Genomic DNA, 10202 nt, shown 5'->3' on the forward strand with positions numbered 1-10202 from the left:
GCGCGGCTGAAGGCGACCTACACCGGGTCGATCGGCAGCGAGTTCATGCACATCTCCGAGTTCGAACAGCGCCAGTGGATCTACCAGCGCCTGGAGAACGCGGGCGGCAACATCGCCGGCGACACCGCCAGCCGCCGCCGCACCCTGGAGCGGATCACCGCCGCCGAGGGCCTGGAGCGCTACCTGCACACCAAGTACGTCGGCCAGAAGCGCTTCTCGCTGGAAGGCGGCGACTCGCTGATCCCGATGATGGACGTGCTGGTGCAGCGCGCCGGCAGCGACACGGTCAAGGACATCGTGGTCGGCATGGCCCACCGCGGCCGCCTCAACGTGCTGGTCAACACCCTGGGCAAGAACCCGCGCAAGCTGTTCGACGAGTTCGAAGGCAAGTTCGAGCACGCCCACGACGACCGCGCCCACACCGGCGACGTGAAGTACCACATGGGCTTCTCCGCCGACGTGGCGGTGGCCGACGGCAAGTCGGTGCACCTGGCGCTGGCGTTCAACCCCTCGCATCTGGAAATCGTCGACCCCGTGGTAGTCGGCAGCGTGCGGTCGCGCCAGGAGCGCTACGGCGACGCCGCGCGCAAGTCGGTGCTGCCGGTGATCATCCACGGCGACGCCGCGTTCGCCGGCCAGGGCGTGGTCATGGAGCTGTTCCAGATGTCGCAGGCGCGCGGCTTCGCGGTCGGCGGCACCGTGCACATCGTGGTCAACAACCAGATCGGCTTCACCACCAGCGCCCGCGACGACGCCCGTTCCACGCTGTACTGCACCGACGTGGCCAAGATGATCGGCGCTCCGGTGTTCCATGTGAACGGCGACGATCCGGACGCGGTGGCGTTCGTGGCCAACCTGGCCTACGACTTCCGCCAGCAGTTCAACAAGGACGTGGTCATCGACCTGGTCTGCTACCGCCGCTGGGGCCATAACGAGGCCGACGAGCCGGCGGCCACCCAGCCGGTGATGTACCAGACCATCCGCAAGCACAAGACCACCCGCGAGCTGTATGCCGCCCAGCTGGAAAGCGAAGGCGTGCTGCAGGCCGGCGAGGCGCAGGCGCTGGTCGACGGCTACCGCAACAAGCTCGATTCGGGCGAGTACACCACCGAGCTGGCGACCCGCAAGCCCGACGAGTTCGCCATCGACTGGTCCAAGTACCTGTCGGGCAAGCTGTCGGACAAGGTCGACACCACGGTCAAGCGCAAGACCCTGGACCAGCTGGCCAAGATCATCACCACCATCCCGGGCGGCGTCGAGCTGCACCCGCGCGTGGCCAAGATCTACGAGGACCGGGTGAAGATGGCCGCCGGCGAACTGCCGGGCGACTGGGGCTTCGCCGAGAACCTGGCCTACGCCACCCTGCTGGGCGAAGGCCACAAGCTGCGCCTGGTCGGCCAGGACGCGGGCCGCGGCACGTTCTTCCACCGCCACGCGATCCTGCACGACCAGAAGACCGACAGCTACTACCTGCCGCTGCGGCAGCTGGTGGAGAACCCGGAAGACGCCACCGTGATCGACTCGCTGCTCAGCGAGGAGGCGGTGATGGGCTTCGAGTACGGCTACTCCACCACCGATCCCAACGCGCTGTGCATCTGGGAAGCGCAGTTCGGCGACTTCGCCAACGGCGCGCAGGTGGTGATCGACCAGTTCATCGCCGCCGGCGAAGCCAAGTGGGGCCGCATCTCGGGCCTGTCGCTGTTCCTGCCGCACGGCTACGAAGGCCAGGGCCCGGAGCACAGCTCCGCACGCCTGGAGCGCTTCCTGCAGCTGTGCGCGCTGGAGAACATGCTGGTCTGCGTGCCGACCACCCCGGCGCAGGCCTTCCACATGATCCGCCGGCAGATGCGCATGTCCACGCGCAAGCCGCTGGTGGTGATGACGCCCAAGTCGCTGCTGCGCCACAAGCTGGCGGTGTCGACGCTGGAGGAACTGGCCGACGGCGAGTTCCAGCACCTGATCCCGGACGCCAAGGCCGACCCGAAGAAGGTCAAGCGCGTGGTCGCGTGCTCGGGCAAGGTCTACTACGACCTGCTCGAGGACCAGACCAAGCGCGGCCAGGACGACGTCGCCATCCTGCGCGTGGAGCAGCTGTATCCGTTCCCGCGCGAGCTGCTGTCGGCCGAACTGAAGCGCTACGGCAATGCCACCGACTTGGTCTGGTGTCAGGAAGAGCCGCAGAACCAGGGCGCCTGGTACCAGATCAAGCACCACCTGCAGGCCTGCCTGGCCGACGGACAGAGCCTGCACTACGCCGGCCGCGCCCGTTCGCCGTCTCCCGCCGCCGGCCACTTCGCCGAGCACGTGGAAGAGCAGCTGAAGCTGGTCGCCGATGCGCTGTTGAATCCGTTCAACGACCAAGTCGCTGAATAAACCCCCTTTCACACTTCAAAAAAGACACCACTAGGACGCCCCCTGCAATGGCCACCGAAGTCAAAGTTCCGGTACTGCCCGAATCCGTATCCGATGCCACCATCGCCAGCTGGCACAAGAAGGCCGGTGAGGCGGTCAAGCGCGACGAGAACCTGGTGGACCTGGAGACCGACAAGGTCGTGCTGGAAGTGCCCTCGCCCGTCGATGGCGTGCTGAAGGAGATCAAGTTCGAGACCGGCGCCACCGTGACCAGCTCGCAGATCCTGGCGATCATCGAGGAAGGCGCGACCGCCGCGGCGGCGCCGGCCGAGGCCAAGGTCGCCGAGGCGCCGAAGGCCGAAGCGCCCAAGGCCGCCGCCGCGGAAGCACCGAAGGCCGCCAAGGCCGACGCGCCGAAGGCCGCCGGTGATGTGTCCAGCCTGCCGCCGGGCGCTCGCTTCAGCGCCATCACCGAAGGCGTGGATCCGTCGCAGGTCGAAGGCACCGGCCGCCGCGGCGCGGTGACCAAGGAAGACATCCTCAACTACGCCAAGAACGGCGGCGCCGGCAAGGCCAGCGGTGCGCGTCCGGAAGAGCGCGTGCCGATGACCCGCGTGCGCAAGCGCATCGCCGAGCGCCTGATGCAGTCGAAGAACTCGACCGCGATGCTGACCACCTTCAACGAGGTCAACCTGGCCAAGGTTTCGGCCGCGCGCAAGGAGCTGCAGGACGAGTTCCAGAAGGCCCATGGCATCAAGCTCGGCTTCATGAGCTTCTTCGTCAAGGCCGCGGCCAACGCGCTGCAGCGCTTCCCGCTGGTCAATGCCTCGATCGACGGCGACGACATCATCTATCACGGCTACAGCGACATCTCCATCGCCGTGTCCACCGACAAGGGCCTGGTCACGCCGGTGCTGCGCAACGTCGAGCGGCAGTCCTTCGCCGACATCGAACAGGGCATCGCCGACTACGCCAAGAAGGCGCGCGACGGCAAGCTGAGCCTGGAAGAACTGCAGGGCGGCACCTTCACCGTGACCAACGGCGGCACCTTCGGCTCGCTGCTGTCGACCCCGATCATCAACCCGCCGCAGAGCGCGATCCTGGGCATGCACGCGATCAAGGAGCGTCCGATCGCCGAGAACGGCCAGGTCGTGATCGCGCCGATGATGTACCTGGCGCTGTCCTACGACCACCGCATCATCGACGGCAAGGACTCGGTGCAGTTCCTGGTCGACATCAAGAACCAGCTGGAAAACCCGGGCCGGATGCTGTTCGGTCTGTAAGAGCCGGGAATCGGGAATGGAGAAACGGGAATGGGACCAGCGCCCATCCGCCGCTGCTGCATTCCCGCCTGGACCTGGATGGGGAACGGCAGGCGCAGCGCTTTTGCCATTCCCTATTCCCCATTCCCTATTCCCGTGTGAGCAAATGAAATGAGCGAACAATACGACGTCGTCGTCATCGGTGCCGGTCCCGCCGGCTATCACGCGGCCATCCGTGCCGCCCAGTTGGGCCTGAAGACCGCGTGCATCGACGCGGCGCTGGGCAAGGACGGCAAGCCGGCGCTCGGCGGCACCTGCCTGCGCGTGGGCTGCATCCCGTCCAAGGCGCTGCTGGATTCCTCGCGCCAGTTCTGGAACATGGGCCACCTGTTCGGCGAGCACGGCATCAGCTTCAAGGATGCCAAGATCGACGTCGCGGCGATGGTCGGGCGCAAGGACAAGATCGTAAAGCAGTTCACCGGCGGCATCGCGATGCTGTTCAAGGCGAACAAGATCACCCCGTACTACGGCTTCGGCGAACTGCAGCCGGGCAACGTGGTCAAGGTCAAGCAGCACGACGGCAGCGAAGTCGAGCTGAAGGGCACCAACGTGATCCTGGCCGCGGGCTCGGATTCGATCGAGCTGCCGTTCGCCAAGTTCGACGGCGAGACCATCGTCGACAACGTCGGTGCGCTGGACTTCACCGAGGTGCCCAAGCGCCTGGCGGTGATCGGCGCCGGCGTGATCGGCCTGGAACTGGGCAGCGTGTGGAAGCGCCTGGGCGCCGAGGTCACCATCCTCGAAGCGCTGCCGGACTTCCTGGCGCTGGCCGATGCCGAAGTGGCCAAGACCGCGCTCAAGGAATTCAAGAAGCAGGGCCTGGACATCAAGCTCGGCGCCAAGGTCTCCAAGACCGAAGTCACCGGCAAGGGCAAGAAGCAGGACGTGGTCGTCACCTATAGCGACAGCGAAGGCGAGAAGACCCTCAACGTGGACAAGCTGCTGGTGGCCGTCGGCCGCCGCGCCGCCACCAAGGGCCTGCTGGCCGATGGCACCGGCGTCAAGGTCAACGAGCGCGGCCAGATCGAGGTCGATGCGCACTGCCATACCGGCGTCGACGGCGTGTGGGCGATCGGCGACTGCGTGCGTGGGCCGATGCTCGCGCACAAGGGTTTCGAGGAAGGCATCGCGGTCGCCGAACTGATCGCCGGCCTGCCCGGCCACGTCAACTTCGACACCATTCCGTGGGTCATCTACACCGAGCCGGAAATCGCCTGGGTCGGCAAGACCGAGCAGCAGCTCAAGGCCGAAGGCGTGCCGTACAAGGCCGGCAGCTTCCCGTTCGCCGCGATCGGCCGTGCGGTGGCGATGGGCGAGCCCGCGGGCTTCGTCAAGGTCATCGCCCACGCCGAGACCGACCGCGTCCTGGGCATGCACCTGGTCGGCGTCGGCGTCTCCGAACTGGTCCACGAAGGCGTGCTGACCATGGAGTTCAACGGCTCGGCCGACGACCTGGCGCGCATCTGCCACGCCCACCCCACCCTGTCCGAAGCGATCCACGACGCGGCCATGGCGGTGAGCAAGCGGGCGATTCATAAGGCCAATTGAGGCCGGGAAACGGGAATGGAGAATCGGGAATGGCAAGCGCATTCCCGGCACTGCATTCCCACTGCATAACGCCGGGCCCGAGTCCGGCGTTATGCGTTTCGGCTTTTGATTTTCCCTATTCCCCATTCCCGACTCCCCATTCCCGATGAAAAGCATCTGCGTCTACTGCGGCTCCAACGCCGGCAACAAGCCGGCCTACGTCGAGCGCGCGACCGAATTGGGCACCCGCATCGCCGAGCAAGGCCTGCGCCTGGTCTATGGCGGCGGCAATGTCGGCCTGATGGGCACCGTGGCCAATGCGGTGCTCGCCGCCGGCGGCGAGGTCACCGGCGTGATCCCCAAGCAACTGGCGGACTGGGAAGTCGCGCACCGCGGCCTCACGGAGCTGGAGATCGTCGGCTCGATGCACGAGCGCAAGTCGCGCATGTTCGACCTGTCCGATGCCTTCGTCGCCCTGCCCGGCGGCTTCGGCACCATGGAAGAAATCTTCGAGATGCTGACCTGGCGCCAGCTCGGCATCGGCAACAAGCCCTGCGCCTTCCTCGACGTGGAAGGGTTCTACGCGCCGCTGATCGGCATGATCGATCGCATGGTCGAGGAGCGCTTCCTGCACCCGGACCAGCGCGCCGACCTGTGGTACGGCAGCGACATCGACACGATGCTGGGCTGGATGCGGGAGTACACGCCGGCGCAGGCTTCTAAGTGGATCGACGAAAAGCGTCGCAACGCGTTGCGCTGAGACGCCGAAAGCGGCAACGTCATGACGCGTGGCGACGCGCCATGAATTCCGGCGCACGATTGTTCCTGCGGCGCGGATCGACAAAAAGCGGCGCAACGCGTTGCGCCAGGCGCATCCGATCCACGGCAAGCGCTTGGCGCGTGGCGAACCGTTTAGACCGCCGCCCATACCGACAGGATGTGTCCTGCAGGAGCGGCTTCAGCCGCGACGGGCGTGCTCGATAAAACCCATCGCGGCTGAAGCCGCTCCTACGCGGCAACCTGCCCTGGCGACATCTTCAGTCGCTCCAGCATCGGAGGCGCGAATCGAACAAACGCGCCGCAACGCGTCGCGCTGCGAGCAACGGGCGCATGGCGCCGCGCTCCGCACCCGATCGCCTCAAAGCAGCTGCGGCGCGGCGGCCGGGCGCCCGAGCAGATAGCCCTGCCCGTAGTCGCAACCCAGTTCGCGCAGGGTCGCCAGTTGCTGCTCGGTCTCGATGCCTTCGCCCACCGTCTCGATGCCCAGGGTGCTGGCCAGGGCGAGAATGCCGCGTACCAGCGCGTGGCTGCCGGTGCTGCCCTCGTCCTGCAGGCCGGCGACGAAGCTCTGGTCGATCTTCAGCACCGAGATCGGGAAGCGGTGCAGGTAGGACAGCGCCGAGAAGCCGGTACCGAAGTCGTCCAGTTGCGCCAGCACGCCGCGCTCGCGCAGCGCCTGCAGGATGGTCAGGGTGCGCGGCGCGTCGTCGAGCAGCGCCACCTCGGTGATCTCCACGCGCAGGCGGCGCGGATCGGCGCCGGCGGTGTCGATCAGCCCGAACAGCCGTTCGGTGAAATCCGGCGAGCGGAAGTGCCGCGGCGAGACGTTGACCGAGACGTAGCCGCCCTCGCTCTGCGCCAGGCGCCGGATCACCTGCGCGTACAGCAGCCAGTCCACCTGCTCGATCAGGCCGCTCTCCTCGCCCAGGTCGATGAACTGGCTCGGCACCAGCAGCCCGCGGCTTTCGTGGCGCCAGCGCAGCAGCGCTTCGTGGCCGATCACCTCGCCGTCGTGCAGGCGCACGATCGGCTGGTAGAACGGCTCGAAGTCGCGGTTGTTGATCGCCCGGCGCAGGTCCGCTTCCAGATCGAGGCTGCGCAGCGCCGCCTCGCGCATGGCCTCGTCGAATACCACGCAGCGGTCCTGGGTCTGCGCCTTGGCCCGGTACATGGCCGCGTCGGCGTCGCGCAGCATCTCCTCGCCGTTGTGGTAGCGCGGATGCCAGGCGGCGATGCCCAGGCTGCCGGACGGGAACAATTCGCGGCCGGCCACCCACATCGGCTGGCCAAGCACGTGCAGCAGGCGCCGCGCCAGCTCGCGCGCGCCGTCCAGGCCGTGCTCGCACGGCGTCAGCACCGCGAACTCGTCGCCGCCCAGGCGCGCCACCACGTCCTGGCCGCGGATCGTGGAGACGATGCGCTTGGCCACCTGCACCAGCATCTCGTCGCCGGCGGCGTGGCCGATGCTGTCGTTGACCAGCTTGAACCGGTCCAGATCCAGGAACAGCACGGCGAAGGTCATGCCGCCGCCGCGGGCGCGGGAGATCGCCTCGCTGAGCCGGTCCAGCAGATGCGATCGGTTCGGCAACCCGGTCAGCGCATCGTGCAGCGCCTGATGGGTCAGGCGCTGCTCGGCACGCCAGCGTTCGGCGATCTGCGCCAGCAATTGCTCGTTGACCTCGGCCAGTTCGCGGGTGCGTTCTTCCACGCGCTGCTCCAGCTCCGCGTGCGCCAGCCGCAGCCGTTCCTGCGCGCGCTGCCGCGCCAGGCCGCTGCCGACGTTGTGCGCCACGAAGGTCAGCAGGCGCTGATCGTGCTCGGTGAACCGCACCTTGGCGATGTAGCTCTGCACCACGATCGCGCCGATCACCTCGCCTTCGTCGAACAGCGGCACGCCCAGCCAGCTGTAGGGGCGCTGGCCGTACTCCTGTACCTCGCCCTGCGCCAGCAAGGCGTCGATGTCGGGAAGTTCGAGCAGTTGCGGACGCCGCACCCGCATCACATACTCGGTCAGTCCGCGACCGCGGCGCCGTTGCGGCCGGTAGGGGGTGAACTCGTCCACCGAGTAGACGAACTCCAGCATCGTGTCGTCGTCGGACAGCAGCGCGATGTACAGGTTGCGCGCGTCGATCAGCCCGCCGACGATGGCGTGCACCTCGGTGTAGAACTGCTGCAGGCTCTCCGAGCGGATCGCCAGCTCGGCGATGCGGAACAGCGCCAGTTGCAGCGTCTCGGCGCGCTTGCGCTCCTGGATCTCGTCCTGCAGGTCGCGGTTGGCGCGCTGCAGTTCCTGGGTCCGCAGGTGCACCCGCCGCTCCAGTTGCACCTGCGCATGGCGCCGGTCCATCGCGGTCTGCACGTGTTGCGCCACGTAGGCCAGCAGCGCGCGGTCGGCGTCGGTGTAGCGCAGCGCGTAGTCGTAGTTCTGCACCACGATCGCGCCGCACACCCGGCCCTCGCGCAGCATCGGCACGCCCAGCCAGTCGCGGCTCTCCGGGCCGTGTTCGGCGTTGTAGCCCACCTGCAGGCGTTCGCGCACCTGCTCCGAGGGCCCACGCACCGCGCGGCCGTGGCGCAGCAGTCCCACGGTGAGGCTGTGCGGCATGTCGCGCAGGAAGTAGGTCTGCTCCGGATCGGCGACGAAGTCGTCGTGGCGGTCGGAGAAGTACAGAAAGCGCATGCTCTGCTGATCTTCGTCGTATTCGACGATGTAGCAGTTCTCCGCGTACATCAGCGATTCCAGCACCGCATGCACGCGCTGCAGCATCTGGCTCATTTCCAGATCGGCGCCGGCCAGATCGGCGATCTCGTACAGCGCCTGCTGCAGCTGCTTGGATTTCTCCAGGCCCTCGATGCGCGCGCGCATGCGCTCGGTGTCGAGCAGATTGAGGCCGAAGGCGACCGCGGCCTCGCACCAGGCGGTGCGGTACGCTGCGTCCAGCGGCTGTCTCACCTGCGCACCGATGACCACGCAGGCCCCCTCGGCGGTGCGATGCACGTGCAGCACCGTCGGTGTCGTCGACGGTGGCAACTCGGTGGCGGCCAGCGTCTGCGCGACCAGCGCCTGCAACCACTCCGGCGCCTCCGCGCTGGCGCCGTGGAGGCGCCCGACCACGCCGTCGCCGCAGCCGACCACCACGGCGCTGCCGGGCGGCAGCAGCCTGCACAAGGCCTGCGCCGTGCGGGCGGGCGCATGGCCGCCGGAAGCGTCTTCGCGGGCGGTGGCGGACGAATTGAACAGCATCGACAACGATTCTCCTGCAGGGCCCCCGGAACTGCTCCACGCTCGCCCTTTCACCCCCAGCATACCCGTTGCATGCACCGATCGACGCCCGATCGACCCCGAAGTGTCGCGATACGCGTTTGTCTACCCATGTTGTCCGAATGTCCGCCACCGACGCCCTCTCCCGGGCCCCCGCCTCCCGACTATGCGGCGGACCGGCGAACGCTTAGGCTTGCCGCCGTGGACGCCCCGGTCGACGCGAGCGACGAAGCCCTGATGCTGGCCTATGCCGCCGGCGACGCACGCGCGTTCGAGACTCTGTACCTGCGCCATCGCGGCCGCCTGTACCAGTACCTGCTGCGGCAGCTGCGCGACCGGGCGCTGGCCGAAGAACTGTTCCAGGACGTGTGGCAGCGGGTGATCGCCGCACGCCTGGACTGGCAGCCGCAGGCCGCGTTCACCACCTGGCTGCTGCGCATCGCCCACAATCGGCTTGGCGACCATTGGCGCGCGGCCAAGCACCGCCCGCCGGCGCCGGCCGACGCCGACCTGCGCACCGCGCGCGTGCAGGACCCCGACACCCCGGAGCGGCAGTTGTCCGCCTTCGAACAACGGCGCCAGTTGCAACTGGCGCTGGATGCGCTTCCCGAGGAGCAACGCGACGTGCTGCTGCTGCGCCTGGAGCAGGAATTGAGCCTGGACGAGATCGGGCACATCACCGGCGTCGGCCGCGAGACGGTCAAGTCGCGGCTGCGCTATGCGATGGACAAACTGCGTGCGAGGTTGGGCGGATGAGCGCCGACGAACCGCTGACCCCGGAAGAGCGCGCGCTCGCCGAACGCCTGCGCCTGGGCCGGCAGGCATTGCCGCCCGCAGCGCTGGATGCGGCGATCCTGGCTGCCGCGCGTGCGGCAGTCGCACCGGGGGCCGCCGAGATCGCGGAGTATCCCAGCAGCGCCGCGGAGCGCGCACGGGCGCAGGCCGCCGCGGCGATGCCA

At 67.8% G+C, this 10202-nt stretch carries 6 protein-coding genes and 1 pseudogene; 6 read left to right on the forward strand and 1 reads right to left on the reverse strand.

From position 1 onward, the window contains the following. The 4 genes from D183_RS0111825 to D183_RS0111840 form a co-directional block, all read left to right on the forward strand. Positions 1-2373 (forward strand): 2-oxoglutarate dehydrogenase E1 component (locus D183_RS0111825; RefSeq protein WP_017909175.1); only part of this gene is annotated, 2373 nt, incomplete at its 5' end. A gap of 47 nt (positions 2374-2420) precedes the next feature. After that, positions 2421-3635, forward strand: a complete 1215-nt coding sequence (gene sucB, locus D183_RS0111830) for a dihydrolipoyllysine-residue succinyltransferase (RefSeq protein ID WP_017909176.1) — start codon at positions 2421-2423, stop codon at positions 3633-3635. Positions 3636-3785: 150 nt separating this feature from the next. Next, positions 3786-5222 (forward strand): dihydrolipoyl dehydrogenase, encoded by a 1437-nt coding sequence (gene lpdA / locus D183_RS0111835; RefSeq protein WP_017909177.1) that lies wholly within the window; start codon positions 3786-3788, stop codon positions 5220-5222. Between the two features lie 145 nt (positions 5223-5367). After that, complete coding sequence (locus D183_RS0111840; protein ID WP_017909178.1) at positions 5368-5961, forward strand: TIGR00730 family Rossman fold protein; 594 nt, start codon at positions 5368-5370, stop codon at positions 5959-5961. Between the two features lie 378 nt (positions 5962-6339). On the opposite strand, the gene D183_RS0111845 is transcribed toward D183_RS0111840, so the two are convergent. Then, positions 6340-9225, reverse strand: a complete 2886-nt coding sequence (locus D183_RS0111845) for a bifunctional diguanylate cyclase/phosphodiesterase (RefSeq protein WP_017909179.1) — start codon at positions 9223-9225, stop codon at positions 6340-6342. A 219-nt stretch (positions 9226-9444) separates the two neighbouring features. Between D183_RS0111845 and D183_RS0111850 the strand changes: the two genes are divergently transcribed. Together D183_RS0111850 and D183_RS0111855 are read left to right on the forward strand one after the other, a co-directional pair. Next, positions 9445-9999, forward strand: a complete 555-nt coding sequence (locus tag D183_RS0111850) for an RNA polymerase sigma factor (RefSeq protein ID WP_017909180.1) — start codon at positions 9445-9447, stop codon at positions 9997-9999. Beyond that, positions 9996-10202 (forward strand): annotated as a pseudogene (locus D183_RS0111855) (hypothetical protein); the annotation flags it as partial. The gene D183_RS0111850 and the pseudogene D183_RS0111855, both read left to right, overlap by 4 nt.

It is taken from the genome of Xanthomonas sp. SHU 199, from assembly GCF_000364665.1.
Taxonomy (GTDB): Bacteria; Pseudomonadota; Gammaproteobacteria; order Xanthomonadales; family Xanthomonadaceae; genus Xanthomonas_A; species Xanthomonas_A sontii.

Excerpts from the sequence above, each read along its gene's own strand:
- sucB (WP_017909176.1), top strand. The coding sequence starts at position 2,421 with ATGGCCACCGAAGTCAAAGTTCCGGTACTGCCCGAATCCGTATCCGAT.
- lpdA (WP_017909177.1), top strand. The coding sequence starts at position 3,786 with ATGAGCGAACAATACGACGTCGTCGTCATCGGTGCCGGTCCCGCCGGC.
- D183_RS0111840 (WP_017909178.1), top strand. The coding sequence starts at position 5,368 with ATGAAAAGCATCTGCGTCTACTGCGGCTCCAACGCCGGCAACAAGCCG.
- D183_RS0111845 (WP_017909179.1), bottom strand. The coding sequence starts at position 9,225 with ATGCTGTTCAATTCGTCCGCCACCGCCCGCGAAGACGCTTCCGGCGGC.